Source organism: Providencia sp. PROV_01 (genome assembly GCF_053098325.1).
The window spans coordinates 2,715,389-2,741,981 of the sequence record NZ_JBRFKD010000002.1; the positions used below are offsets into that span (position 1 = coordinate 2,715,389).

At 39.3% G+C, this 26,593-nt stretch carries 26 protein-coding genes and 7 pseudogenes; 14 read left to right on the forward strand and 19 right to left on the reverse strand.

What is annotated here, in order from left to right:
- Nucleotides 1-88: 88 nt before the first annotated feature.
- The gene (gene parS / locus ACU696_RS13190) at nucleotides 89-550 is read left to right on the forward strand and encodes a type II RES/Xre toxin-antitoxin system antitoxin (protein WP_004910826.1); all 462 of its coding nucleotides are present in this window, start codon (nucleotides 89-91) and stop codon (nucleotides 548-550) included.
- Nucleotides 547-1,005 (forward strand): RES family NAD+ phosphorylase, encoded by a 459-nt coding sequence (locus ACU696_RS13195; protein WP_004910825.1) that lies wholly within the window; start codon nucleotides 547-549, stop codon nucleotides 1,003-1,005. Before parS ends, ACU696_RS13195 begins: the two co-directional genes overlap by 4 nt.
- Here the strand turns inward: ACU696_RS13195 and ACU696_RS13200 are convergent, their stop codons facing one another.
- The 6 genes from ACU696_RS13200 to ACU696_RS13225 form a co-directional block, all read right to left on the reverse strand.
- Nucleotides 1,006-1,896, reverse strand: coding sequence for a LysR family transcriptional regulator (locus tag ACU696_RS13200; protein ID WP_117161936.1), 891 nt, complete (start codon nucleotides 1,894-1,896; stop codon nucleotides 1,006-1,008).
- Between the two features lie 45 nt (nucleotides 1,897-1,941).
- Nucleotides 1,942-2,901 carry an acetyl-CoA carboxylase carboxyl transferase subunit alpha gene (accA, locus tag ACU696_RS13205; RefSeq protein WP_109912198.1) on the reverse strand — a complete coding sequence of 320 codons (960 nt, stop codon included), beginning with the start codon at nucleotides 2,899-2,901 and terminating at the stop codon, nucleotides 1,942-1,944.
- A 105-nt stretch (nucleotides 2,902-3,006) separates the two neighbouring features.
- Nucleotides 3,007-3,429 (reverse strand): helix-turn-helix domain-containing protein, encoded by a 423-nt coding sequence (locus ACU696_RS13210; RefSeq protein WP_004910820.1) that lies wholly within the window; start codon nucleotides 3,427-3,429, stop codon nucleotides 3,007-3,009.
- A 30-nt stretch (nucleotides 3,430-3,459) separates the two neighbouring features.
- Entirely contained in the window at nucleotides 3,460-4,023 is a 564-nt protein-coding gene (locus ACU696_RS13215) for a GNAT family N-acetyltransferase (protein WP_080641505.1), read from the reverse strand.
- Entirely contained in the window at nucleotides 4,004-5,464 is a 1,461-nt protein-coding gene (locus ACU696_RS13220) for an AMP nucleosidase (RefSeq protein WP_004910817.1), read from the reverse strand. The genes ACU696_RS13215 and ACU696_RS13220 overlap by 20 nt, the downstream gene beginning before the upstream one ends.
- Before the next feature lie 119 nt (nucleotides 5,465-5,583).
- Nucleotides 5,584-6,492 carry an AEC family transporter gene (locus ACU696_RS13225; RefSeq protein ID WP_209101486.1) on the reverse strand — a complete coding sequence of 303 codons (909 nt, stop codon included), beginning with the start codon at nucleotides 6,490-6,492 and terminating at the stop codon, nucleotides 5,584-5,586.
- A 295-nt stretch (nucleotides 6,493-6,787) separates the two neighbouring features.
- On the opposite strand from ACU696_RS13225, the gene ACU696_RS13230 reads away from it, so the two are divergent.
- The 4 genes from ACU696_RS13230 to ACU696_RS13245 all read left to right on the forward strand — a co-directional run bounded on the left by ACU696_RS13230 (nucleotide 6,788) and on the right by ACU696_RS13245 (nucleotide 9,742).
- Nucleotides 6,788-7,555 (forward strand): basic amino acid ABC transporter substrate-binding protein, encoded by a 768-nt coding sequence (locus tag ACU696_RS13230; RefSeq protein WP_109912195.1) that lies wholly within the window; start codon nucleotides 6,788-6,790, stop codon nucleotides 7,553-7,555.
- A gap of 65 nt (nucleotides 7,556-7,620) precedes the next feature.
- Nucleotides 7,621-8,385 carry an amino acid ABC transporter permease gene (locus ACU696_RS13235; protein ID WP_004910811.1) on the forward strand — a complete coding sequence of 255 codons (765 nt, stop codon included), beginning with the start codon at nucleotides 7,621-7,623 and terminating at the stop codon, nucleotides 8,383-8,385.
- Nucleotides 8,372-9,094: an amino acid ABC transporter ATP-binding protein gene (locus ACU696_RS13240; RefSeq protein WP_109912194.1), complete on the forward strand. Its 723-nt coding sequence runs from the start codon at nucleotides 8,372-8,374 to the stop codon at nucleotides 9,092-9,094. Before ACU696_RS13235 ends, ACU696_RS13240 begins: the two co-directional genes overlap by 14 nt.
- A 99-nt stretch (nucleotides 9,095-9,193) precedes the next feature.
- Entirely contained in the window at nucleotides 9,194-9,742 is a 549-nt protein-coding gene (locus ACU696_RS13245) for an NADAR family protein (protein ID WP_209101485.1), read from the forward strand.
- A 97-nt stretch (nucleotides 9,743-9,839) separates the two neighbouring features.
- Here the strand turns inward: ACU696_RS13245 and ACU696_RS13250 are convergent, their stop codons facing one another.
- Entirely contained in the window at nucleotides 9,840-10,298 is a 459-nt protein-coding gene (locus ACU696_RS13250) for a GNAT family N-acetyltransferase (RefSeq protein ID WP_184957443.1), read from the reverse strand.
- 103 nt (nucleotides 10,299-10,401) lie between these two features.
- Here ACU696_RS13250 and pdxR point away from each other — a divergent pair, with 103 nt between their 5' ends.
- Both pdxR and ACU696_RS13260 read left to right on the forward strand, forming a co-directional pair.
- Nucleotides 10,402-11,889: a MocR-like pyridoxine biosynthesis transcription factor PdxR gene (gene pdxR / locus ACU696_RS13255; protein ID WP_110731923.1), complete on the forward strand. Its 1,488-nt coding sequence runs from the start codon at nucleotides 10,402-10,404 to the stop codon at nucleotides 11,887-11,889.
- Nucleotides 11,890-11,983: 94 nt separating this feature from the next.
- The gene (locus ACU696_RS13260; RefSeq protein ID WP_004910807.1) at nucleotides 11,984-12,565 is read left to right on the forward strand and encodes a YebB family permuted papain-like enzyme; all 582 of its coding nucleotides are present in this window, start codon (nucleotides 11,984-11,986) and stop codon (nucleotides 12,563-12,565) included.
- Nucleotides 12,566-12,644: 79 nt separating this feature from the next.
- Here the strand turns inward: ACU696_RS13260 and yajD are convergent, their stop codons facing one another.
- The 3 genes from yajD to ACU696_RS13275 all read right to left on the reverse strand — a co-directional run bounded on the left by yajD (nucleotide 12,645) and on the right by ACU696_RS13275 (nucleotide 15,202).
- Entirely contained in the window at nucleotides 12,645-12,992 is a 348-nt protein-coding gene (gene yajD, locus ACU696_RS13265; protein WP_004910806.1) for an HNH nuclease YajD, read from the reverse strand.
- A 171-nt stretch (nucleotides 12,993-13,163) separates the two neighbouring features.
- Complete coding sequence (locus ACU696_RS13270; RefSeq protein ID WP_109912189.1) at nucleotides 13,164-14,195, reverse strand: methionine synthase; 1,032 nt, start codon at nucleotides 14,193-14,195, stop codon at nucleotides 13,164-13,166.
- Between the two features lie 29 nt (nucleotides 14,196-14,224).
- Nucleotides 14,225-15,202, reverse strand: a complete 978-nt coding sequence (locus ACU696_RS13275; protein ID WP_004910801.1) for a DUF1852 domain-containing protein — start codon at nucleotides 15,200-15,202, stop codon at nucleotides 14,225-14,227.
- Nucleotides 15,203-15,566: 364 nt separating this feature from the next.
- Between ACU696_RS13275 and ACU696_RS13280 the strand changes: the two are divergent.
- The 4 genes and pseudogenes from ACU696_RS13280 to ACU696_RS13295 all read left to right on the forward strand — a co-directional run.
- A pseudogene (locus tag ACU696_RS13280) lies at nucleotides 15,567-15,824 on the forward strand (phage tail sheath C-terminal domain-containing protein); the annotation flags it as partial.
- Nucleotides 15,825-15,836: 12 nt separating this feature from the next.
- Nucleotides 15,837-16,235 (forward strand): annotated as a pseudogene (locus ACU696_RS13285) (phage major tail tube protein); the annotation flags it as partial.
- A 142-nt stretch (nucleotides 16,236-16,377) separates the two neighbouring features.
- On the forward strand, nucleotides 16,378-17,034 hold the full coding sequence (locus ACU696_RS13290) for a hypothetical protein (RefSeq protein ID WP_209101483.1): 657 nt from the start codon (nucleotides 16,378-16,380) through the stop codon (nucleotides 17,032-17,034).
- 15 nt (nucleotides 17,035-17,049) lie between these two features.
- Nucleotides 17,050-17,889 (forward strand): phosphoethanolamine transferase, encoded by an 840-nt coding sequence (locus ACU696_RS13295; RefSeq protein WP_264967506.1) that lies wholly within the window; start codon nucleotides 17,050-17,052, stop codon nucleotides 17,887-17,889.
- A gap of 22 nt (nucleotides 17,890-17,911) precedes the next feature.
- On the opposite strand, the pseudogene ACU696_RS13300 reads toward ACU696_RS13295, so the two are convergent.
- From ACU696_RS13300 to ACU696_RS13315, 4 genes and pseudogenes are all read right to left on the reverse strand, one after another.
- Nucleotides 17,912-18,052: pseudogene (locus tag ACU696_RS13300) on the reverse strand (tail fiber assembly protein); the annotation flags it as partial.
- A gap of 12 nt (nucleotides 18,053-18,064) precedes the next feature.
- Nucleotides 18,065-18,256 (reverse strand): hypothetical protein, encoded by a 192-nt coding sequence (locus tag ACU696_RS13305; protein ID WP_004910797.1) that lies wholly within the window; start codon nucleotides 18,254-18,256, stop codon nucleotides 18,065-18,067.
- 37 nt (nucleotides 18,257-18,293) lie between these two features.
- Nucleotides 18,294-18,464, reverse strand: a pseudogene (locus ACU696_RS13310) (phage tail protein); the annotation flags it as partial.
- Nucleotides 18,449-18,625, reverse strand: a pseudogene (locus tag ACU696_RS13315) (baseplate assembly protein); the annotation flags it as partial. The pseudogenes ACU696_RS13315 and ACU696_RS13310, both read right to left, overlap by 16 nt.
- On the opposite strand from ACU696_RS13315, the pseudogene ACU696_RS13320 reads away from it, so the two are divergent.
- Nucleotides 18,617-18,820 (forward strand): annotated as a pseudogene (locus tag ACU696_RS13320) (XRE family transcriptional regulator); the annotation flags it as partial. The pseudogenes ACU696_RS13315 and ACU696_RS13320 overlap by 9 nt on opposite strands.
- A gap of 6 nt (nucleotides 18,821-18,826) precedes the next feature.
- A pseudogene (locus ACU696_RS13325) lies at nucleotides 18,827-18,991 on the forward strand (phage integrase); the annotation flags it as partial.
- Nucleotides 18,992-19,185: 194 nt separating this feature from the next.
- Here the strand turns inward: ACU696_RS13325 and ahpF are convergent.
- The 5 genes from ahpF to ACU696_RS13350 all read right to left on the reverse strand — a co-directional run bounded on the left by ahpF (nucleotide 19,186) and on the right by ACU696_RS13350 (nucleotide 26,583).
- The gene (gene ahpF / locus ACU696_RS13330) at nucleotides 19,186-20,760 is read right to left on the reverse strand and encodes an alkyl hydroperoxide reductase subunit F (protein ID WP_109912186.1); all 1,575 of its coding nucleotides are present in this window, start codon (nucleotides 20,758-20,760) and stop codon (nucleotides 19,186-19,188) included.
- A 117-nt stretch (nucleotides 20,761-20,877) separates the two neighbouring features.
- A complete protein-coding gene (gene ahpC, locus ACU696_RS13335; protein ID WP_004910793.1) occupies nucleotides 20,878-21,441 on the reverse strand; it encodes an alkyl hydroperoxide reductase subunit C in 564 nt (187 codons plus the stop codon).
- Nucleotides 21,442-21,629: 188 nt separating this feature from the next.
- Nucleotides 21,630-22,754 carry an ABC transporter permease gene (locus ACU696_RS13340; protein ID WP_164529349.1) on the reverse strand — a complete coding sequence of 375 codons (1,125 nt, stop codon included), beginning with the start codon at nucleotides 22,752-22,754 and terminating at the stop codon, nucleotides 21,630-21,632.
- Between the two features lie 5 nt (nucleotides 22,755-22,759).
- Complete coding sequence (gene rbbA, locus ACU696_RS13345) at nucleotides 22,760-25,516, reverse strand: ribosome-associated ATPase/putative transporter RbbA (protein ID WP_196723386.1); 2,757 nt, start codon at nucleotides 25,514-25,516, stop codon at nucleotides 22,760-22,762.
- Entirely contained in the window at nucleotides 25,513-26,583 is a 1,071-nt protein-coding gene (locus ACU696_RS13350; RefSeq protein ID WP_004910790.1) for an HlyD family secretion protein, read from the reverse strand. The genes rbbA and ACU696_RS13350 overlap by 4 nt, the downstream gene beginning before the upstream one ends.
- Nucleotides 26,584-26,593 lie beyond the last annotated feature (10 nt).

A 26,593-nucleotide genomic window follows, 5' to 3' on the forward strand; every position in this document is an offset into this window, starting at 1 on the left:
CTATTTCCTCTGTTTGTTTTTTGTTCATTAATTTTGCATTTTTCTGACATTTGTCTATAATGAAAATGACAAATGTCAGGAGGTTCAAATGAGAAACTATATCCCCACAACCCCACTTCAACCGACTGCTTCATCTTTTAAACCACTATGGCGCCATGTAGGGTTACCTGCCGAACGTGGTATTGAATTGACCCACTTCTTACGCCAAGGGCTGTCTGTCTCTGTTTTAGACAATATCCAAGAATGGTCAGGGATGAGTAAAACTGAATTATTACGGATATCCGGCATTAATGAACGCAATATTGCTCGTCGCAAAAATGCAGGCCAACCCCTCAATGCTGATGAAAGCGAACGAATTGCTCGTCTAGTACGCGTATTCGATGCGGCAGTGCGTTTATTTAATGGAGATAAACATGCAGCAGGTGATTGGCTTAATCACCCCGTTAAAGGGTTAGGCCATTTACGCCCTATTGAGCTTATTGCGACAGAAAGTGGAGCCATTGAGGTAATTGATTTGATTGGCCGCATTGAGCATGGTGTGTTTTCATGATTTTGTATCGATTGGTTAAATCCAGTTTTATTCACGATGCATGGTCTGGTCAAGGAGCCATGCTCTACGGTGGGCGTTGGAATCATAAAGGAACTCCCGCTGTTTATACTTCAACCAGTATTTCATTAGCCACCCTTGAAATACTCGTTCACATCAATCAAGACTTACTATTAAACCAGTTCAGTTTGCTATCCATCGATATCAATGACAGGTACGTGATGAAATTATCGTTAGACCACCTTCCAACAGATTGGCAGCAAGACCCAGCGCCAACTTCTACCATGGATATTGGTACTACATGGCTAAATAACCAAGATAGCTTAGTATTATTAATTCCCTCTTGTATTATTCCCTACGAATACAATGCAATTATTAACCCGTTGCACCCGCAATTTCAAAAAGCCATACATACTGTTAAACCGCTGGATTTTAGTGTTGACCCACGCTTAGCATAGTTAAATATTTGCTAACAAATACTGTAAAAAAGTGTCTATCTTCGGTGATAATGCACTACGGCTCGCATAAACCGCGCGCAGCTCTATTGGGGCTGGTGATACTCCATCGAATTCTATTTGCACTAATTTATTCTGTGTAATCTGTTCGGCACACGCTTCTAATGCCAGAATGGCATAACCAACGCCGTTCATTGCGGCAGCGTGAGCTAGAATGCCACTATTTACTCGATAATTACTGTTAATTATCACTTTTTGCTGTAAACCCTCTGAATCAATAAATATCCATGGTTGCCCCTGCAATGCACTCAAGCTTGAAATACACGGCATATTAGCTAAGTCCTTAAATAAACATGGTTTTCCTACTTGTTCAATTAATTGGGGAGCGGCAACTACAACACTTTGCCATGATTTGATTAAACGTGAGTGATAGCTACTGTCCTCAAGGTGACCGCGATGAAATGTGAGTAATAAATCAATATCATCACTAATAACATCTTGAGGCATTAATTGTGTATCACAGTGAATATTTAATTGTGGGTGTAATAATGCAAACTTCGCTAATAAATCCGCGAATAATAGACTACCAAATTCACTGGGGATAGTTAGCCGTAACGTTCCAGTAAGTTGTTGTGGATGACAAATTTGCACCACAATCTGCTCTAATTCACTAACTAACCTTTGGCTTTGCTCAAATAAAATATTTCCTGTTTCAGTTAGCCGCATTTGCCGGGTTGTACGTTCAATTAACTGGCTGTTAAGTTGTTGTTCCAACTGTTTAATATAACGGCTCACATTCGATGTTGGCATTGAAAGTAATTTTGCCGCATTGACAAAATTTCCTTGTGTCGCAACGGCAATAAATACTTTCAATAAATTCAGGTCAACAGCCATTTCTAATCCCTACAGTTCACTCTCTATTAATCTGAACTAATAGCATTAGCAGTATCCAAAATCCATTATTTTTTGATACCGCTCTGCCAGCAATACTTCCATGTCTAATTGAATTAACTCATTTAAATCAGTGAGTAATTGTTGTTTTAATTGTTCTGCAGCTAACTGATAGTCACGGTGAGCTCCACCCAAAGGCTCTGAAATAATGGTATCGATAATGCCTAGTTCTTTTAACCGTGGAGCAGTCATTCCCATCACTTCTGCTGCAATTTGTGCCTTTTGAGAGTCTTTCCATAAAATAGAAGCACAACCTTCCGGAGATATCGCTGCATAAGTACTGTATTCCAACATATTAATACGATCCCCCACACCAATGCCTAACGCACCACCAGAACAACCTTCACCTGTAATGACACAAATAATGGGCGTTTTTAAGCGCGACATTTCCATAATATTACGAGCAATGGCTTCTGCTTGTCCGCGCTCTTCAGCGCCAACGCCAGGATAAGCTCCCGCAGAATCAATAAATACCAATACAGGTAAGTGGAAACGTTCCGCCATTTTCATCAAACGGAGTGCTTTGCGGTAGCCTTCTGGCGACGGCATACCAAAATTACGCATAACTTTCTCTTTTGTTGTACGCCCTTTTTGTTGCCCCAGCACCATAACCGGCCTACCATCCAAACGAGCAAGCCCCCCCACCAGCGCCTTATCATCAGCAAAAGCACGGTCACCGGCTAATTCTTGAAATTCAGTAAATATTAATGAAATATAATCAAGAGGATAAGGCCTTAATGGATGCCTAGCTAATTGAACAATTTCCCATGCCCCAAGAGATGCAAATATCGTTTTCGTCAGCGAATGACTCTTTTTTTTCAAGAGCTGGATTTCTTCATCTAATTTAATTTCTGAAGGGTGCCCTTTCTGTTTGAAGGCAATAAGCGCCTCAATTTTATCATTAAGTTCAACAATGGGTTTCTCAAATGCAAGAAAATGGTTAGTCATATCGTTCCTAAAATGGTAACTGCAATCTTAGGAGTGTAACCAGAGAATCAATCCCATTCCATGCCTGAAAATAGGATTGATTATTACCAAAAGTGGGATAGTTATTTAGCGTTGATTTTTCTTCAATTGATTTAATTTTAAACTATTTTCCATGATTTTTTGAAAATTAGGGCATAAAAAGTGATTTTTTTCAGGGCAATTCGCAATGTGTAAAATACCTTTTTTTAATGCAGATAACCCCTGTATGGTTTGCTCAATCTCCTCGGCTTTTTCGAGTAAGCTCGCACGTTCAATATTAGGGCCATCCTTATGATTGAGCATGGTAGCAATTTCGTCGAGTGAAAATTTAGCTTCCTGCCCTAATGCAATTAAAGATAAGCGGGTCATAACATCTTTCCCATGATAAACCCGTTTTAACCCCTTGCGGCCTATCGGTTTAATCAAACCTCTTTCTTCATAATAACGTAAGGTTGATGCCGCTAAACCTGATAATTGGCTAACTTGAGAAATATCTAGTTCATCATGCATGAGATAATAACCCGCTCTAACATTCACAACTCAAGCTAATTGTTGCCGTAATAGTACCGTGATCGTGCCATTCATAAATATCTCACGGTCAACTACGTAACCCAATTTTTCAGCCACGCGTAAAGATGCTAAATTCCTCGGCTCAATAAAACAAATAGATTGCCGAAACTTATTTTCTTTTATTAGCCAAGACAATGCAGCCTGCATCGCTTCTGTTGCATAACCTTTTCCTTGATATTCAGGTGCAATGACCCAGCCCGCTTCCGGAATGCCTTTAACTTGCGGCTCGACCATACGATGAAAATCTGCAAACCCCAAATCACCAATATATTGGCCACTCACCTTTTCGCGGACAGCCCAATAACCAAAACCTAATAATGGCCATAAGCCACCATAAGCTAACATTCTCATCCATGACTCGCGCTCGCTAGATGGCATACCGCCAATGTAGCGAACCATCGACTCGGTCGCCCATAACTTCGCAAGTGCAGGAAAATCACTCACTTGGTGTTTATTTAATATTAATCTGTCTGTCTCAAGCTCAGGTATTACAGCCATTGATTGCATCTCCTTGCTATCTAAATGGGGGTTCATCAAACGTTCTTAATTTCCTTGAATGTAATTTATCCCCTTCTTGCCTCAATAAATCAATAGCACGAATACCTATTTGTAAGTGTTCAGAAATTGCACCTTCATAGAAACTGTTTGCTTGGCCCGGTAATTTAATCTCACCATGCAAAGGTTTATCCGAAACACATAAAAGCGTACCGTAGGGAACCCTGAAACGATAACCTTGTGCTGCGATTGTGGCACTTTCCATATCCACTGCAACAGCGCGACTTAAACTAAAGCGGCGAGCCGTTGCAAAAAAGCGTAATTCCCAGTTTCTATCATCTGTTGTAACAACGGTTCCTGTTCGTAGCCGTTGCTTTACCAACTCCCCAGGCATATTACTAACTTGTTTCGTTGCGTCATACAGCGCGCGTTGGACTTCTGCAATACTTGGAATAGGAATATCTGGCGGTAATACATCATCAAGAATATGGTCATCACGCAAATAAGCATGTGCCAAAACATAATCACCAATTTTTTGGCTTTCTCTTAATCCACCACAATGGCCTATCATCAACCAAGCATGTGGTCGTAAAACCGCTAAATGGTCGCAAATATTCTTTGCATTTGAAGGCCCAACACCGATATTCACTAAAGTAATCCCTGCACCATCCCTAGCGATTAGATGATATGCAGGCATTTGAAATTTTTTCCATGTTAAATCAGAAGTGGCAATTTGCGGGTCTGCATTTTCAGCGGTTAAATAATTATGCCCTACACAAGATAATGCAATATAACGACTTTCAGGATCTCGTACCTGTTCACATGCCCAATTCACGAACTCATCAACATAACGGTTATAATTGGTGAACAAAATATACGGTTGAACATGCTCAGGTGGGGTTCCGGTATAATGTTTCAAACGTGCTAATGAAAAATCCACACGTAATGCATCAAAATGGGACAGTGGCATTTCATCCGTAGCAGAATACAAGCCATCGGTAATATCATCACTAATGTGAGATAAATCGGTTATAGGAAAATATGCAGCTAAATTACTGCTCATACTCCTATCCAACACTAAGTCTGACCCATCAATGACAAAAGGATAAGGAATTTCAATTTTTGAAGGGCGAACAGCAAAAGTAACATCATAATCCTGTTGCAAAATAGACAGCTGTTCAACTAAATAGGCACGGAATAAATCTGGCTGCGTCACCGTAATGGTGTAATCGCCTCGTTTAACAAAGCGAGCATAAGCACGTGTTTTTTCACAATGATCGATTTTTCCTTCCCATGTTACACATAGCTCGGGGTAAGCGAATAACCCATTTTCCCTTTCTGTAATATCTGGTATGCGGCCTTCTTTTACATAAATAGCGATAGCGTCCCTTAATGAATCTATCGCATTGCTATATAACAACGAAAGTTTATCCAAAACATCTTCAATAGATAAGTTTTCATATTTCTGGCATTTTTCCAAAGACACACACAACTCCTTATCATCAGATAAAATCATCTCCGATAACATAGAGTATCAGTGTGATAGTTGCAAAATATATCGAGACTAATGTGCTTATCCCACAATTAATATATTCACAATTAATGTACTACAAAGGATAAAACAATGGGTAATGTGAACACAGCAACCACGGTTTGTAAGGTTATTATACCTGCCATTAACTGGCTATCTCCATTTAACTGGCGCGTTAAAATATAAGCGGTTGGTGCAGTGGGAATAGCAAAAAATAGCACTAATAGGGTTGTTTCAAGATTTGGCAATGAAAATAAACTCGCTACTGTTACCGCTAAAATAGGCATAAGAAGTAAGCGTAACAGTGTCGATGTCATGATGGGTTTAAATTCACTTCTCAACGTTGAGGTTTGTAATGCGGCCCCAACACAGATTAGGCCTAGTGGTAAACTAGCGGCTGCGAGTAATTTTAAAAATTGATCAGATCCAAACGGTAACCCCACAGGCGATATATTTAATAACACTCCCACAACACAAGAAATAATTAATGGATTTTTTATGATCGGCAATAAAATTTGCTTAACGGAGACTTTTTGCCCAGAAGATAATGAAAGTACAGCTATGACATTACAGCTTGGCACTAAAACAGCCATAATGACTGCAGCAATAGCAATGCCTTCTTTACCAAATAAATCTGCAACAATGGCCAGCCCTAAATAAGTATTAAAACGCGTAATTCCTTGGATATGAGCCCCAAATCGTGGGATAGGAATTTTGAATAAATATTTGCAACCAAGAACTAACGCAGAACTAATCGCTAAAACACATAGAATGGCGCTCGCTAAATAGGGTAATTTAGGGTTATCCAATGGTGCTATTGCTAAACTGTTGATTAATAATGCAGGGAATAAAATGTAATAGTTTAACTTTTCAGCACTCGGCCAAAAATCAGTGCCAACTATTGTCGAACGGCGTAATACAAACCCCATTGCAATTAGAGAAAATAATGGCCACAAAACTAATAAAATCTTATCCATGAGAACGTAATCTGTTTTATTTGAGTATTAGCTAAGTATATTAATTAGTCTATCGTTAAGTTTTTGTGATGGATAGGTAAAAAAAGCTCTATTTCAATATTTGGCCTTTTCTCTAATTTATTGTTCCATCAACCAAGATTTAATCGATTATTTCTCGTTTATATTTAAATAAATATTTTTCCACACAAAAACTGAACCCTAAAATTATCTCACTTAGGCATATAAAAATCATTTGCTTACCACAACAATATTATGTATTTTTATTCACTATAAATGCATAATTAAAGAGGTTGGTATGTTTAAAAAATTAGTTTTTGCTGGCTGTATGTCATTGGCAGCCTTCGCCGGGAATGTTTACGCAAAAGAAAGCTATACGGTTGGTGCTGGTGGGACTTACCGTCCATTCGAATATGAAAATAGCCAAAAACAACTCGAAGGCTTTGATATTGATATAATTAAAGCCATCGCGGAAGCAGAAGGTTTTGACGTTAAACTTGTCAATACTCCTTGGGAAGGGATTTTTGCGACTTTATCGTCAGGTGATAGGGATATTTTAATTTCGGGGATTACAATTACCGATAAACGCAAAAATATGGTTGATTTTTCTAATCCCTATTTCCCTGCTGAGCAAGCGATCGTTATCAGCGAAACATCTGATGTAAAAGATTTAAATAGCTTAAAAGAGCTGAATGTAGGTGTCGTCAACTCCAGCACAGGTGACATTGTTGTTTCTGATGTAATCGGAAAAAACAGTACATCAATTAAACGTTTCGACAATACACCGCTTTTATTACAAGAGCTATTTGAAGATGGTATTGATGCAGCTGTTGGTGATGTTGGTGTGATTAAATATTACATAAAAACGCACCCAGAGAAAAAATTTAAACTGATCTACGATAACCACTTCGAAAAACAATATTTTGGTATTGCTGTCGCAAAAGGAAATAGCGAATTACAGCAAAAAATAAATAATGGCTTAGAAAAAATTATTGCAGACGGTACTTACAATAAAATTTATCAAAAATGGTTTGATGAAAACGTTCCTCAATTACCAAAACAATAATTAAATCTAACTTAAGGCCATCCTTAGATGGCTTTTTCATGTTATAAATCAGGGTGAAAATTAAGATGTCTGCGTTTCGTTGGGAAATAATTGAAGAATATGCTCCATTATTTGCTGAAGGCGCAATGATGACGATAAAAGCAACCATCATTTGCGTTATTTTAGGCTCATTATGGGGGTTAACTCTCGGCTTAGGAAGAACTGCCAAAGCTGAGCAAGGAATTTGGAAACCGATTTTACATTATTTTGTGCAGTGGCCTGTTCGCTTCTATGTCAGTGCTTTTCGTGGTACTCCGCTATTTGTTCAAATAATGGTTGTTCACTTTGCCTTAGTTCCACTATTTATTAACCCGCGTGATGGCCTATTTGTTACCTCAGGGATAATGTCTATTGATACGGCTAAAATGCTCCGCTCCGATTACGGTGCATTTTTATCTTGTGTCATTGCAATCACTTTAAACTCAGGGGCTTATGTTTCTGAAATTTTTCGTGCGGGCATTCAATCTATTGACAAAGGGCAGATGGAAGCCTCGCGTGCGCTTGGTATGAGTTGGGCAAAAACAATGCGTAAAGTGATCCTTCCACAAGCTTTTCGTCGTATCCTTCCCCCGCTTGGAAATAATGCCATCGCGATTGTTAAGGATTCCTCCCTTGCTTCCGCAATTGGCTTAGCTGATCTCGCCTATGCAGCGAGAACGGTATCCGGTGCTTATGCAACTTATTGGGAACCCTACTTAACGATATCTGTGATTTATTGGATGCTGACATTTATACTTGCTCAGCTGGTGCAATATATGGAAAGAAGGTTGGGCAGAAGTGATTTACGTTAATAATTTACAAAAGAAATTTGGCGATGCTCATGTACTTAGAGGTATTTCTTGCGAAGTTAAACCTCAAGAAGTGATTTGTGTCATAGGCCCTTCTGGCTCAGGCAAAAGTACCTTCTTACGGTGTTTAAACGCACTAGAACGCCCAGATGGCGGTGAAATACAAGTTAACGGTTTTAACGTTCATGACCCTAAAACCGATTTAAATAAAATGAGAGAAAATGTGGGGATGGTGTTTCAGCGTTTTAACTTATTCCCCCATATGACCGTGTTAGAAAATTTAATGATGGCACCAACCTTAGTAAAAGGAATAAAAAAGGAACTGGCACTTAAACAAGCTGAACAGCTCCTAACCAAAGTAGGGCTGTTAGATAAAATTGATGCATGGCCTGCCAGTTTATCCGGTGGGCAGCAGCAACGTGTTGCTATTGCCCGGGCCTTAGCAATGCAACCGTCCATTTTGTTATTTGATGAACCGACGTCTGCGCTTGACCCTGAATTAGTTGGGGAGGTACTTTCTGTGATGAAAACCCTAGCGAATGAAGGTATGACGATGGTTATCGTCACCCATGAAATGGGATTTGCACGTGAAGTTGCTGACCGCGTTATGTTTATTGACCAAGGCATAATTCAAGAAGAAGGCACACCAGAACAACTCTTTACTGCACCTAAAAACCCACGAACTGCGGAGTTTTTAAGTAAAGTACTTTAATTTTATTACCTGCTTAGTAGGCTAAGCAGGTTTTTCTGATATCCAAATCTTTTTATTATCGATAAGCTAAGAATATTATTCCTTAATAAAACTTAAGTTATGGATATCAAAAGCCTCTGTAAACAATACCGCTCAGGGAAAAAATTTAAATATGTTTTCTTCTGGGGCCACCAAACCAAGCAAAGCCAAATTACAAAAAGCTGTTTCAGCCAGTGGTACCCTTCCCCATTTGTTATCGATAATCACCGTTTTGCTAGCGCAGAGCATTTTATGATGGCAGAAAAAGCACGCTTATTTGGTGATTTAGAAACATTGGATAAAATTATTCATGCACCAAATCCTGGTGCAGCTAAAGCATTTGGCCGTGAGGTTCGTGGGTTTAAACAAGATATATGGGATGAAAACCGTTTTACCATTGTTGTTGCGGCGAATATGGCCAAATTTTCTCAAAATAAAGAAATTAAGCAGTTTTTACTTGCCACAAACGAACGTGTTCTGGTTGAAGCTAGCCCCGTTGATAAAATTTGGGGAATAGGCCTTGCCGAAGATACTGAAAATATTGAAAACCCATTAACATGGAAAGGGTTAAATTTGCTCGGTTTTGCATTGATGGAGGTTAGAAGTCAGTTAGCCAATCTAACTGCCTAATTTTTGCTTATTTTCTGATAAAAACAAAAAAACCGTTGTGACTAAACAACGGGCCTATCGATAGGTTACTGAATATAGGATATGCTACTGCGTTTTATTACAAAGGCATTCTATATTCAATTACCCCTGGTTTTTCTGCTACCCAATTATACAATTTTTGACCTCGTAAATTGGTTTCCTGTGTATGCCAATATAAGCGGCCACATTGTTTTTCTTGTGCTTGTGCATGTACAAATTCAATTAATTGTTTTCCTACATGCCGCCCGCGCATTTCTGGTGTCACATATAAATCTTCTAGGTAACAAAAATCATTTTCTGCCCATGTTGAACGGTGAAATAAATAATTCACAAAACCAACAACTTTTCCACCTTCAAGCGCAACCGCACAATACATCGGTTCATTTTCATCAAAAAAGCGCTCCCATGCTTTTAGGGTAATTTCTTCGCTTAAATCTACTCGATAAAATTTTTGATATTCCAGCCAGTACACTAACCATGCAGGATAATGTTCTGGAGCAACAAATTCTACGGTAACTGATAATGTTGTTTTACTCATAATAACCCTTCCATTTGTAGACATATTACATAATGGAGTTATAGTACATAGCAATCTGGCCCTGTATAAGAGACACTTTTGTTATTTATTTAGGAACCACTTTATGCGACGCCAACAACATGCGCAGTTCCCATTACTTTTACTTGAAGATGGACACATTAAGGAAAATGTTTATCACACAATACGTAACGCTATCTTAGATGGACGTATTGCTGCCGGTGTTAAACTACCCTCATCGAGAGCATTAGCAGAAATGATGTCAATCTCGCGAAATTCAGTTATTGCTGGGTTTGAACGATTAATTGATGAAGGGTATCTTTACTCGAAAAAAGGCTCAGGAACTTATGTTTCGCCCCATATTCCTGATGAATTAGTTGGCACCATAAGTAGTACTAAACAGCGCGACCAATCTGGATACCCTGCATTAAATCTGAACCCTAGAGTTTCTACTTTAACAAATTTATGGAAAAACTCACGGCCGAATACCGATAAGAACTCAATGTTTAATATTGGTATTGGCTGTGTTGACCAATTTCCACATGAATTATGGGGTAGATTATTAGGCCGAGTTTGGCGTAAATCTAAACATACAATTACGCATTTTAATCACCCTGATGGGTATACCCCGCTTAAAAATTTATTAGTCGATTACGTTCGTTCTACTCGCGGAGTTCATTGTAAACAGCAACAAATTATTATTGTCAATGGAACACAGCAAGCTATTAACTTAGCCGCAAAAGTCTTATTACAACAAGGGGATAAAGTATGGTTAGATGACCCTGGCTATGATAGTGCGAGAGCTATTTTAACCGCAGCAGGTGCTGAGATTGCCGCTATTCCATCTGACAGAGAAGGAATGGATATTGTATACGGTGCAAAACATCATGAAACAGCAAAATTAATTTACACCACGCCTTCTCACCAGTTTCCTCTCGGCACCACTCTCAGCTTACCGAGACGTTTAGCATTATTGGATTGGGCACAACAAAATAATGCATGGGTTTTTGAAGATGACTATAACAGTGAATTTCGTTTTCTATCAAAACCTATTCAAGCCTTACAAGGCTTAGATAATCATCAACGTGTTATTTATGCAGGGACATTCTCTAAAATGATGTATCCCGGTTTTCGTTTAGGTTTTTTAATTGTGCCAGAAATTCTGAGTGAGGCATTCACCATGATGAAATATTATAGTGATAGCCACTGTAGTTATTTAGAGCAGGCAGCTTTAGCGCAGTTTATCCAAGAAGGCCACTATGCACGCCACGTCAGAAAAATACGAAAGATATGTTACGACCGACAAAATACGTTTATCAATGCCATCAACCATTATCTCCCGCATATATTTGATGTACAAATGACAGACTCAGGCATTCATACCGTTTGTTGGGTTAAAGATGGTTATGATATTAACCTGATCCTTAACCAATGCCGTCTGTTAGGCTTTGGTGCACAACCGCTATCGCGTTACTGCATTCAGAGTGCTCACCAAAATGCGATTCTATTTGGCTACGCTGCTCATGGTGAAAACGAGATAATTAGCAACGTAAAACTACTTAGCGAACAATTGAGTAAAATATACCCTAGTTAAACAAAAATGATTTTCAGCTTTTATCCGATAGCTAGAAATTTTTCTAATCTTTATAACTGTACCTTAATAGCATTGTTTATATTGAGGTACTTTTATGACAAAAATAAATTATCCACATGAGTACGAAGTTGGCGATGTTGTCTTTACCAGTATTGGGACCGAATTATTTCGCCAAATAGCCTCAGCATCTTTATGTTGGAGTAACCATGTTGGCATGATTGTCGGCCATAATGGCGAAGACTATTTGATTGCAGAAAGTCGTGTTCCGCTTTCAACAACCACAACCTTATCTCGCTTTATTTCCCGTTCATCTGGTAATCGTTACAGTGTACGTCGATTTGCTCATACACTAACCCATGAACAAAAATCAGCATTAGTCGCTGAAGTTCCTGCTCGCTTAAACAAATTTTACCACACCGGGTTTAATTACAATTCACCTAGGCAGTTTTGCTCTAAGTTTGTTTTTGATATTTACCAATCTGCGTTATCAATCCAAATTGGCGAAATTGAAACCTTTGAAGAATTATTAACTAAAAATCCGAGTGCAAAATTAAATTTCTGGAAACTTTGGTTTATTGGTCATATCCCATGGAAACGCACTACAGTGACGCCCGCAAGCCTATGGAATCACCCTGAACTATCACTCGTATATCGTAGTCATGAGGATATTCATTAATAACCAATATGGATTTAAATACGTAAAAAGCACTCGATAGAGTGCCTTTAAATACAACAGCCTGAGTCTGCAATGATACTTATTTTTTCTTATTCATCATTGATTTTAAATCAGCAAATGGGTTATAGGTTGCTGCTTCAACATCATTTTGCGCATCTTCCCCTGCAACAACATTAGTGCCATACATCTCAGCCTCTGTGTACTTCGAATGCTCATGATCATGGCAAAATAGGCATAATAGTTCCCAATTGCTGCCATCTTCGGGGTTATTAGTATGATCATGGTCGATATGGTGAACGGTTAATTCACGCAAATTTGAATACACAAACTCGCGGGTACAGCGCCCACAAACCCATGGATAAATCTTAAGTGCTTTTTCACGATAGCCACTTTCCAATCGCGCATAGTTTTTAGGGATCAAAGCCATTGCCAATATTCCTATTGAAGATCGTAATTTTGAAATAATACGCCTAATATACCTCAAGTCAGAACAAAAAAAGAAACTCAATGCAACAAAAAACCCAGATATCATGAAGTCCCAATTTTATAGGGCACCTCATCAATTCTGGGTCCTTTTATCCGTTAATTTATACTTAGATTACTTATTCAACAATTCTCTGCGGATAATCTCAGCACCCGCACTTAATGCATTGAGTTTACCGGTTGCGACACGACGAGATAACGGCGCCATCCCACAGTTTGTTGATGGATAAAGTTTATCTGCATCCACAAATTGCAGTGCTTTACGTAGCGTATTGGCGACTTCTTCTGGTGTTTCGATAATATTACTGGCTACATCAATCGCCCCCACCATCACTTTTTTACCGCGAATAAGCTCAATCAAATCCATTGGAACATGGGAGTTATGGCATTCCAAAGAGATAATATCGATATTCGAGGTTTGTAGTTTTGGGAAAGCCTCTTCATATTGTCGCCACTCGGAGCCCAACGTCTTCTTCCAATCAGTATTAGCTTTGATGCCGTATCCATAACAGATATGAACCGCAGTTTCGCATTTCAGCCCTTCAATGGCTCTTTCTAACGCGGCTACGCCCCAATCATTCACTTCATCAAAGAATACATTAAAAGCTGGCTCGTCAAACTGAATGATATCAACGCCCGCCGCTTCAAGCTCTTTTGCCTCTTGGTTCAAAATCTTAGCAAATTCCCACGCCAATTTTTCACGACTTTTGTAATGATTATCATACAGGGTATCAATCATCGTCATTGGTCCAGGAAGCGCCCATTTTATCGGCTGGTTCGTTAGCTTACGTAAAAATTTAGCATCTTCGACAAAAACAGGCTTTTGACGTTCAACCGCGCCAACCACCGTTGGCACACTTGCATCATAACGATCGCGAATTTTAACCACTTCACGCTTTGCAAAATCAACACCGCTGAGATGCTCAATAAATGTCGTCACAAAGTGCTGACGTGTTTGCTCACCGTCACTAACAATATCAATTCCAGCACGCAGTTGATCTTCAAGGGATAAGCGCAGTGCGTCTTGTTTTCCCTCAATGAGCTCTTCATTTTGCAACTTCCAAGGAGACCAAAGCGTCTCAGGTTCAGCAAGCCAAGAAGGTTTTGGTAAGCTACCCGCGGTAGATGTTGGTAATAATGTTTTCATAATAATTGACCTTAAATATTTATAATTAATCAAAGCGCGTAGTTAGCAGACCATTGCTCTAGAATATGCCTATAGGGTTCAATAAAGTGTTCTTCCGTATATTTCCCTTGCTCAATAGCCAATCGGCTACGTTCTTCGCGGTCATAAACAATTTTTGTTAATGAATAATCTTGGTTCGTCAAACTCGGTTGATAGCATGGTCCCGCAACGGAGTTCGCATTGTAAATCTCCGGGCGATAAATTTTCTGGAATGTTTCCATCGTGCTAATCGTGCTAATTAATTCAATATTGCTGTAATCGCTCAGCAAATCTCCCGTAAAATAAAATGCCAGCGGTGCAACACTGTTTTGAGGCATAAAATAACGAACCTGTAATCCCATCTTTTTAAAATATTGATCCGTTAATGAAGCCCCATTTTGCTGATATTCAATACCTAGTACAGGGTGTTGATTACCCGTACGATGATAAATATCTTTATTTGAGACACTTAAACAAATGACTGGCGCCTTACTAAAATGGGTTTTGTATTCGCTAGAATTAACAAAATATTTAAAGATATTCCCATGTAAGTCACCAAAATTTTCTGGAATACTAAAGTTTGCTTGGTCTTTATTGTGGTCTAACAATAAAACACTAAAATCATAATCACGCACATAAGATGAAAAGTTATTTCCAACTATGCCCTCAGTACGTTTGCCTGTTTTGTGATCAACAATATTGGTTTTCAATATTTCAATCACAGGAAAGGTATTACTATTCCCTTCAACACTCATCTCAACAGAAATAATTTCAAGTTCGATAGAGTAACGGTCACTTTTAGGGTTATCCCAGTAAGCTAATGTATTGAAACGGTTGTTCATCATGACAAGCGTGTTACGCAAATTTTCTTGGCGATTTTTCCCTCTGGCTAAATTAGCAAAGTTAGTTGTAATACGTGTATTTTCAGAAGGATTATAATTTTCGTCAAAAAGACTACTTTTAATCGTAAATGTAAAATTTTTGTTCATCGTCTCGTCACACCCTAAATTCCAAGATGGAAACTCAATTGACTTCTTGATTTTCTAGAAGTTTTAGTTGTCCATTCATCAATCTTTATGTTGTAAATACGTTAATTTGTTTGCGTTGTCTAATTTATGCCAGAGCTGTTGATTGAGTGAAAGCGACTTAATTTCATTTCAAACATGAACGATTTTCATGATCATTTATTTCACTTATTTTAATTATGTGACAGAGAACTAAGAAATATTATTTTTCATTATAATTCATAGCATTAAGTGTATTATATGGATAATTTCCTAGAGGGGATGAATACTCGACACGAAGACTTAAACATTGGTCAGTGAAATAAATTTATTTAGTACATATAGAAAAATCGACAAAACACTCACGCCCTCATTGGTAAAAGATATTGTCGATGGGATCAATCGCAAAGGCGCACAACTCGTCACGCAAGGCCGTTTATTAGGGTTCCAATGCTGGTATGACCCATCGGATAACCCGAAAGAAAATTTACGCGATGGTAAGGCGAACATCCGCTACAAGTACACCCCCGTACCGCCACTGGAAAACCTGACATTAACGCAAGAATTCACTGACGAGTATTTCGCTGTTTTTGACCAACTGGGCTAAGGAAATTGAATTATGGGTATGCCTAAAAAACTTTTTATGTTTGACCTGTTTATTGATGGCCAAACCTATCTTGGACAAGTAGAAGAAGTCACCCCACCAAAGCTGTCATTAAAAACAGAGGATTATCAGGGTGCCGGTATGGTGGGCTCTGTGGCTGTCATGATGGGCTTTGATTCTGGTGCATTAGATATGGAAGCCTCTATGGGGGGCTTAATGTCTGAATTGCTGGAAAGCTGGGGCGCTACCATTGACGGTAAGCAATTCCGCTTTGCGGGCTCTTACTACAATGATTCAACCGGTGAATCCGTTCCGTGTGAAATTCAAACTCGCGGGCGTTTCACTGAATTGGATTTAGGCAGTGCGAAAGCCGGTGATAACACAAACAACCATGAGCATAGCCATGATATAGAACTTTATAATGAGTGACATAGCTCAATCAATGATAAATTTTTCTGATAATATCAAAAATTCAATCCTATTGTTATGTTTCGTTTACTCTATTTGTGCTAATCTACGCGGCAAAAATTAAGAGTGAATTGTTAAAAAGCTAGTTATGATCCAGAAAATACAAAATGTAATTTTAAGCAAAATAATGCTGAAGTTTATCGCATTATTTTTTCTCTTTTCTATATTACACAAGGTAATGGGCTATCCATTCAAGCCGCTGTATATATTTTTCATAAGCATTGGTTTGCTTTATGTGAAAAATAGTATCTACCGTTTTATTGTTTTATTTTTCACTATTTTAGCTGCTATTTATTTACCTGTCGGGTTGATCTATGGCTCCCCTACATATAATACAGTTGCTTCCTTTTATTATACCGACATACAAGAATCACGAGAATTTATATCAAATATAGATAATAAATATTTTATTTATTCTATCTTAATACTCGCTTTTGGAACTTTAGTTAGCTTTATTAAAGCCAATTCGATGAATTATCATAAAAAGACAATACTAAGTATCGTAATGGTGGTTTTTTTCTTCACTCCCTCAAAATATGCTTTAAGTGGTAAATATGAGAGAGCGGCTAATTCAGGAACACCAGAAACTCGTTTTTTTACAGAGCTCATTTATTCTATTTATTCCTTAATCAATGAGGTTGAATTATATACAAGTGATGACACTTTTAAAATCACTGACGTTAATAACCAATATGATACTTACGTTATTGTTATTGGTGAAAGTGTCCGAAAAGATTTTATGTAAGAATACGGTTTTAAAATACAGAACACACCATTTATGAGCTCCATCAATGGGACTTTTTTTACTAACTACACTTCTGCAGCGAGTTCGACACAACCTTCTTTAACGCATAGCTTATCCTTATATCCTGAAATCGGTAATAACATCATGACATTAGCTAACAAAGCAGGTTTTGATACTTACTGGTTATCTAATCAAGGATTTGTGGGTGAATATGACGGCTCAGTTGCCGCTATTGGACGAAGAGCAAACAATAGTTTTTTTATTAAAAGAAGAAGTTCAGATGATAAATCAGTCTCTCCAGACGATGCATTGTTACCAGAATTTAAATTGGCTTTGAAGTCCCAAGTACCTAAAAAACTTATTGTTGTTCATCTTATGGGAAGTCATACGCCATTTTGTACCAGAACAGAGGAGCAGTTTGATCATTTTTATCAGAATAAAAAATTCTCTTGTTATGTCCAGAGTATAAAAAATACAGATAAATTGTTATCAGAAATATATTCTGACTTAAGTAAAACTAAATCAAAATGGTCAATGATGTATTTTTCTGATCATGCGTTATCTTTAACATATGACAAAAATGAATTGGCACATAGTGATAAGTACAAGCAGAACTATGAAGTGCCTTTTTTCATCACATCTTATAATTCTAAGCATAAAGAAATAATAAACAGCCGTCGTAGTGGGCTAAGTTTTATGTCTTTATTTTCTCAGTGGACCGGAATAGAAGAAAGTAATATTGAAAGTAATTGTGATATGTTGTCTAAAAATGATTGCCCTAACCAAAATATCATAATTGATTTTAATAGAAATCATCGCATGTTTGATGATTTACCCGATGATTATTCCAAATAAGAATAAAATGGGATGCCTTCACTCATAAGGCATCCTTAAAATATGACGGATAAACTAGCCAAATAATATCCGACGCAGTTGAAATCTCTACTCGATTTAATATTACTCGATATCTTTTCCAGGCGCTTAATTGTAATTTCTCACTTTCTAAAGCAATCCCTAAATCTAATGTATCTTATAATGGAGTTATGATCTTATCTGCATGATTGATCAATTTAACTTTACATTTATTAGCTATGTAAACTTCTTTTTCTTTCAATTCAGTCGCTCCAAGTTCTTTCCATTCTGGGAATCGGTTAAAGTTTTGTATAACTTTGAAACCTAATTTCTCGGTTTTTGTAAACTCATCATAAGTAGACTGGAACACCCAAACGCCTTTTAAGTCACTTTCAATCTCAGCACTAAATCATACGGATAGTTTGCGTGCGACCTGAGCCCTCGGCCAATAATGGCTTATAAGTTTCAGGGCAATTCGCCACGACCACCAATAACCCCGATTTATCAAACAAACCAATTTCCCTCATCCACCAACCGCCCTCATTTTCTGGGATCACTTGTTCCGCAATAACTTGGTTAACGGCTCAGATTCTAAGTCCAATGTACGTGTAATCGTTTCCCGCTACTCTACTAGCATAGCAGCTATTAACGCGGCTTTTCGCTCGGCGAATAGCACCTCATAATCTAATAACTCGACCACATCCGATGCGGGTAACAAACTCAAATCGTTACCTATCATGGATATGAAAGTGGAAAAGCTAAAATATCATTGGAGTCTGCGATGAAATTCTTTAAGCACCCCCGATTTAGAAAATACCGAGATTGGTTCATGTTCGATGAGGTGAATCCCGAAGCTGGCCAAATCGCACCGGCTTTAGCGCACACTAGGCACGAAAATTCAGGCTCACCCCACTCAGACAAGAAAACTAGTTAACAATTTTTCGCAACCCATTTTATGATGAATGGCGGTAGTATTATTACTTTGCAGAGGATCTTAGGGCACTCAACATTACAGCAACCCCTGACCTACGCACACTTTGCACCGGACTTTCTTCAAGATGCGATTACATACAACCCATTAAAAGGAGGAACAGAGTTAGCTTAATAGGTTGTTCGTTTTAGGATGATTTTGAGGACGAAAAGCAATACAAATTTAACTTTTGCATATCCACAAATTGTCCACACTTGAACACTTTTAGGCACTTTTGAGCCTTTTTTGTACAGATTATGCACAAAAAAAAGGCACTCGCCCCCGAGTGCCTTTTGACTACAACTCACTGAATATAAAGTAAATTACACCTATTCAGCGGTTCTGGTACTTGTGCGAATTAGGTAATCAAAGGCGCTAAGTGCGGCTTTTGCTCCTTCTCCGGCTGAAATAATAATTTGCTTATAAGGGACTGTAGTACAATCACCTGCAGCGAAAATACCTTTAATACTGGTCTCATTACGAGCGTCAATTTCAATTTCGCCCATACGGTTTCTGGCGACCGTATCACCTAACCAATTGGTATTTGGCAATAAACCAATTTGTACGAATGCGCCAGCCACTTCCAATAAATGTACGCTATCATCGGTACGGTCTTTATACTCAAGTCCGGTCATTTTACTGCCATCGCCTTTTACTTCTAAGGTTTGTGCATTGACGATAATATCGACATTTTTCAGACTACGTACTTTTTGCTGTAATACTGAGTCTGCTTTCAATTCTGGTGCAAACTCCAGTACGGTCACATGTTCAACCACACCCGCTAAGTCGATAGCCGCTTCAATACCCGAGTTACCGCCACCAATAACAGCAACACGTTTACCTTTAAATAATGGGCCATCACAATGCGGACAGAATGTTACGCCTTTAGTGCGATATTCTTGTTCCCCCGGAACACCCATATTTCTCCAGCGCGCACCCGTTGAAATAATGATACTGCGTGATTTTAAGATACCACCTGATGCTGTTTCGATTTGGTGTAATCCACCTTCTTCTGCAGCTGGGATCAGTTTTGCAACTGATTGACCATCAATAACATCAACATCATAGTTGTCCACGTGGTTCTTTAATGCACCTGCAAAAATGGCACCTTCCGTTTTGATAACTGAAATATAGTTTTCAATATCAACCGTATCCATGACTTGGCCACCAAAACGCTCACCAATCACACCAGTGCGGATCCCTTTACGAGCCGTATAAATTGCCGCTGAAGCCCCTGCTGGACCACTACCAATAACAAGCACTTCAAAAGGTTCGCGCTCTGTTAGTGATTTTGCTGCACGCGCATCCGCATTGGTATCGACTTTGCTAACAATCTCGCTTAATGTCATACGCCCTTGACCAAACTCTTTTCCATTCAGGAAAACCGCAGGAACGCCCATTACATTACGTTCATCAATTTCATTTTGGAAAAGTGCACCATCAATAGCGGTATGACTAATATTTGGATTTAAAACTGCCATCAAGTTCAGTGCCTGAACAACATCTGGGCAGTTATGGCAAGATAAAGAATAATAAGTCTCAAAATGAAACTCGCCTTCAAGACCTTTAACCTGCTCTAATAACTCTTGTGCTTCTTTCGATGGATGACCACCGATTTGCAATAAAGCCAGCACAAGAGACGTAAATTCATGTCCCAGAGGCGAGCCGGCAAAACGCAAACCACTATCTGTACCTGGGTTAGTAATTAAAAAAGAAGGTGTTCTTACTGCACTATTTCGTTCTTCACGTACAGTGACTTTATCAGACAACGACGCAATTTGTTCTAACAGCTGTTTGATTTCATTTGATTTTTGGCTGTCATCTATATTAGCAACTAATTCAACGGGCTTAGTTAAACGTTCTAAGTAGGCTTTCAATTGTGCCTGTAAATTATTGTCGAGCATGTAATCCCCTTTAATTTTTATCATAAAATCGGGTACATATACCCGTCATGATCCAAGTTGCAGGCCTAGACACCTGCAACCTGAATTATTCAGTATTAATCAATTAAGCTAGATTAATTAGATTTTGCCGACTAAGTCCAAAGATGGGGACAGCGTTGCATCACCTTCTTTCCATTTAGCTGGGCAAACTTCACCTGGGTGGCTAGCAACATATTGCGCTGCTTTTACTTTACGCAGTAAATCTGAAGCGTCACGGCCAATGCCTTCTGCTGTAACTTCAATCGCTTGGATGATACCTTGTGGGTCAACAACGAAAGTACCGCGGTCTGCTAAGCCTTCATCTTCACGCATGTTTTCGAAGTTACGTGTTAATGCGCCTGTTGGGTCACCAATCATTGCATATTTGATTTTACCGATAGTTTCTGAACTTGCATGCCATGCTTTATGGGTAAAATGTGTGTCAGTAGAAACAGAGAAAATTTCAACACCTAATTTTTGGAATTCTTCATAATGGTCAGCAATGTCACCCAATTCTGTTGGGCAAACAAAGGTGAAGTCAGCTGGATAAAAGAAGAAAACACTCCATTTACCTGCAACATCTTTCTCAGAAACTTCGATGAATTCACCGTTTTTAAATGCTTGGTTAGTAAATGGTTTGATTTGAGTATTAATTAATGACATATGATGTTCTCCTGTTTGGTTGCCTATTAAGTTACTGTTTTACAGCAGCTTAATCCAATCATTACCTACTATCGATTTGATAGGTACAGCCTAATCATATTTTAAAAATCAATAGGTGAGACATTAAAACGCTTCCTGTTCTGTTCAGCAAGCGTTTTATTTATAAGGTCTATTTTATGTTCAGTGAGTTAAGCCATGGTGGCAATCGTTTTGCGAAAACGAATGAGTGCGAGGGAAAAGAATACAGCGCCAATCACAACGAGCACTGCAAATTGAGGCCAAACAATTTGGAAACCTGCTCCGCGATATAAAATCGCCTGAGCTAGACTAACAAAGTGTGTGGTCGGCATGGTTAACATAATATCTTGAACGAGCTGGGGCATGCTTTCTCGTGCTGTCATCCCGCCAGAAAGCATGTTTAATGGCAACAGTACTAAAATCATCAACAAACCAAACTGAGGCATAGATCGTGCAATTGTCCCCATAAAAATACCAATTGATGTTGTCGCAAATAAACTCAAGGCAACTCCACACATAAACAATAAGATAGACCCTTCTATGGGGACTTGTAGCAATGTTTTTACCACTAAAATTAAGGAAACACCGGATGCAATCAATACCACCAGCCCCATTGACCATATTTTTGACATCATAATTTCAAATGGTGTTAGTGGCATGACCATCAAGTGCTCAACGGTACCGTGCTCTCGCTCCCTGATAAGTGCTGCCCCCGTCAAAACGATCGATAGCATCGTAATATTATTGATAATTGCCATAACAGAACCGAACCATGACTGCGTCAAGTTAGGATTAAAGCGCATGCGCACTTCCAGATCGACAGGCAAACTCGCATTACTGCGGTATTTTGCTAAAAATTCGTTCACTTCACCTAAGGTAATGTTTTGAATATAACTATTCCCTAAGAAGGCTTGGCTCATTCGTGTTGCATCAATATTCACCTGAATTTCTGGATGCCGGCCGGCAAGCACATCACGTTGAAAATTAGGCGGAATATCTAATGCAAATGTATATGAGCCACGGTTTAACAAGCCATCAATTTGGTCTGGTGTGATATCTATGGGGGGTAAGAAATAAGGTGCGTAAAAGCTATTGATTATCCGGTTTGATAACTGTGACTTATCTTGGTCAGCAATCGCAATGGGAGCATTATGTAAAGAACCGGGTGTCACCGTTGCCGACGAATAAATCGATACCGTAAAAGCAAAGACAATCAAGGCTAGCATTGCTTTATCGCGGCCCAGACTGCGCAATTCTTTGATTCCTAAATTAAAAATATTCTGAATTTTACGTATCATCACTATGCCTCCTGCTTTTTCAGGAATAAAACACTTAGCCCAATAACCAGTGGTACGGTGATCAGTAATGGAATAAATGATGACTGTAAATCAAATAAATTTAACCCCTTAGAGAAGGTTCCTCGCGTGATAGTCAAAAAATGTGATGTTGGATAAACCATCCCAACCCAGCGGCCAATACCTTCCAATGATGAGACAGGGTCAATCATTCCTGAAAACTGAGTTGCTGGTATCAATGTGATGATAGAAGTACCAAAAATTGCTGCGATTTGGCTTTTCATAAAACATGAAATTAGCAGCCCCATACCTGTTGCAATACTGATATACAGAAATGCTGCCAGCGTTAATGTCAGAAAACTACCTTTGAATTCAACACCAAATATATACACTGATAATATGCAAAGTAATACAAAGTTAAACATGCCTAATAGAATATAAGGGAGCTGTTTTCCAAGTAAAAATTCTAATTTGGTGATCGGGGTGACATAAAGATTGATAATCGAACCAAGTTCTTTTTCTCGAACAACACTTAACGCACTCAGCATGGCGGGTATCATCATTAATAATAATGGAATAACCGCGGGAACAATCGCCGGCAAACTGCGAACATCTGGGTTATAACGATATCGAGTTTCAATGTCGATAGCGGGCATACCAGCAACACCTACGGGTTGACGAGCAGCCATCGTACTTAGCCATGCTAAGTGCATTGCTTGTACATAGCCACGCACAGTTTCAGCACGGTTTGGCATGGCACCATCAATCCACACGCCAATTTTGACGTTATTACCACGAGCGATATCCCTAGCAAAATTAGGTGGAATTTCAATCGCAACAGTAACATCACCGCTACGCATTTTTGCCTCTAAGTCATCATAATCTTTAATTGGTGGTTGTTCGATAAAGTAACGTGAGCCTGCTAAGTTCAGAGTATATCCCTGACTTAGCCCTGTTTGGTCGCGATCGAGTACTGAAAAACGTAAATTTTCTACATCCATACTAATACCGTAACCCATGATAAACATAAGAATTACAGTTCCCAATAACGCCAATGTAGAACGGACAGGATCTCGACGCAATTCCATGCCTTCCCGGATGGAATAACTAAATAACCGACGTAAACTAAAGCGTTTTTTCAACGCTTCGGTTGCTTGCTCTTTTAGTTCAGGGTCAACATGGAACTCAGGTGCAGTTTCTTGCCCTTGCCCTGCATCACCCACCGCATCTTGCAAATAAGCAATAAAGGTTTCTTCTAACGTCGCTAATCCGCGTTTTTTGGTTAAGTTTGCAGGCGTATCACAATCAAGTACCTTTCCTGCGTGCATTAATGAAATTCGGTCACAGCGTTCGGCTTCATTCATAAAGTGAGTTGAGATAAAAATTGTGACGCCGTCACGCCTTGATAAATCGACCATTAAGTTCCAGAACATATCTCTGGCAACAGGGTCCACTCCTGATGTTGGCTCATCGAGGATTAACATTTCAGGTTCATGAATAACAGCAACAGCTAAAGATAACCGTTGACGAATTCCCAAAGGTAAATCGTCAGGCATTACCTCTCGCACATCTTCAAGTTCAAAACGCTGGCACATTTCATCCACACGCTGAGGGATTTTATCCTCCGGTATATGGAAAAGCTTGGCATGAAGAACTAAGTTTTGCTCAACACTGAGTTCACTATATAACGAGAAGGCTTGCGACATATAACCGACGCGTTTACGAGTCTCGATGTCTTTAGGATCAATTTCTTGACCAAATAGCCATGCCTGCCCTTCACTGGCTTGAAGTAGGCCTGTCAGCATTTTCATGGTAGTGGATTTACCACAACCATTGGAGCCTAAGAAGCCAAAGATTTCCCCTTTAGGGATTTTAAAATTAACGTGGTCAACGGCGACGAAGTTACCAAAACGCATGGTTAAGTCTTGCGCTTCAATGGCAATAACATTGTCTTTTGATGTATCACGTGGCGGGATAACCACTTTTTTGTGTCCACTACGCTTTTCTTCTGGTAGTAATTGAATAAACGCAGCTTCAAGGTCATCACATTGCGTCTGTGCTTTTAATTCAGATGCATGGCCAGTGGCAAGCACCTTGCCATCATCCATTGCCACTAACCAATCAAAACGTTCGGCTTCTTCCATGTAAGCTGTTGCGACCAAAACACTCATATTGGTTTGTCGCAAACGAATACGATCGATTAAATCCCAAAATTGTGCACGAGATAACGGGTCAACCCCAGTGGTAGGTTCATCTAAAATTAATAAATCGGGATCATGAATTAACGCACAGCATAATCCCAACTTTTGTTTCATGCCTCCTGATAATTTGCCAGCAGGACGGTCTTTAAAGGGTGCAAGCCCTGTACTTTCAAGTAAATCTTGAATGCGATATTCACGCTCAGCTTTTGATTGGCCAAATAAACGCCCAAAAAAATCGACGTTTTCATAAACAGATAATGTATGGTAGAGATTCTTCCCTAAACCTTGTGGCATATAAGCGATGCGAGGGCAAACAGCTCGGCGGTGTTCAATGTCATTCATATCACCATCAAGTACCGTTATTTGGCCTTCTTGAATCACTCTTGCCCCCGCGATCAGAGAAATCAAGCTTGATTTTCCTACACCATCTGGACCAATCAACCCAACCATTTTTCTTGCTGGGATGGAAAGTACAATGTCATCCAACGCACAATTATCACCATAATGCTGGCTGACATGCTGTATATCGATAATCACATCATCCATCAGTCTATTGGTCATTGTGGTAATCTCACCTCAAGTTCAGCAGGCCAAGATTCATTCGGATCCAAACGTACATACGCTTTACCAGGTAACCCTGTTTTGACATATTCTAAGTGTTGCTCTAATAACTCAGGGGAAATACGCGCACGTACTCTGAACATCAATTTTAAGCGTTCATTTTGTGTTTCTACGGTTTTGGGTGTGAATTGTGCAACACTTGCCACGAACGTGGTTTTTGCTGGGATCACGATGTTTGGTGCAGCATCAAGGATAATGTGAACATCACTGCCTAAGGCAACTTTACCTGCATCTTCAGTCGGTAAGAAAAAGGTCATATACACATCACTTAAATCGACCATATTCAAGACCCGCCCACCAGCGCCAAGTACCTCTCCAGGCTCAGCGACACGGTATTGAATGCGCCCGTTTCTTGGTGCTTTTAGAATACTGTCATCTAAGTCCGCAATAATGCGACGTTCCGTTGCTGTCGCTGCATCAACACGGTTTTTCGCTTGGACAATACCGGCGCTTGCAGAATCAATCGCTGATGTCGCGGCGGCAACTTGCGCTTTTGACGCCTCCAGTGCTGCGCGAGCACCTTGCATCTGCGCTGTATCGTCATCGACTTGTTGTTGAGAAACAGCGTTGGTTCTTACCAAAGCTCTAGAGCGATTTAATCGTTTCTGTGCGGCGTCTAATTCCGCTTCACGTTGGCGAACAACCGCTTGAGCGGCAACTTTTTCACTTTTTCGTTGGGCTAAAGCAGATTCGGCTGTTGTCACTGCACTAATCGCTTGGCGTAACTGGGCTTGTACTTCATGAAGCTGCTCTTGGAGCGCTCGTGTATCCATACGAGCAAGTTCTTGCCCTTCTTTAACAAAATCGCCTTCTTTTACATTAATCGTTTCAATGCGCCCTGCAGTCTTAGTCGCAATATCAATTTCCGTTGCTTCTATACGGCCATTACTTTGTGCAAATCCAGCAGGTAGCCCACCTGAATTAACATTCCAGTAATAAAAACCACCCGCAACAATAATTATTATTAAAATGATGTAAAAAGATATTTTTTGCTTATTTATTTTCATACCATCCCTT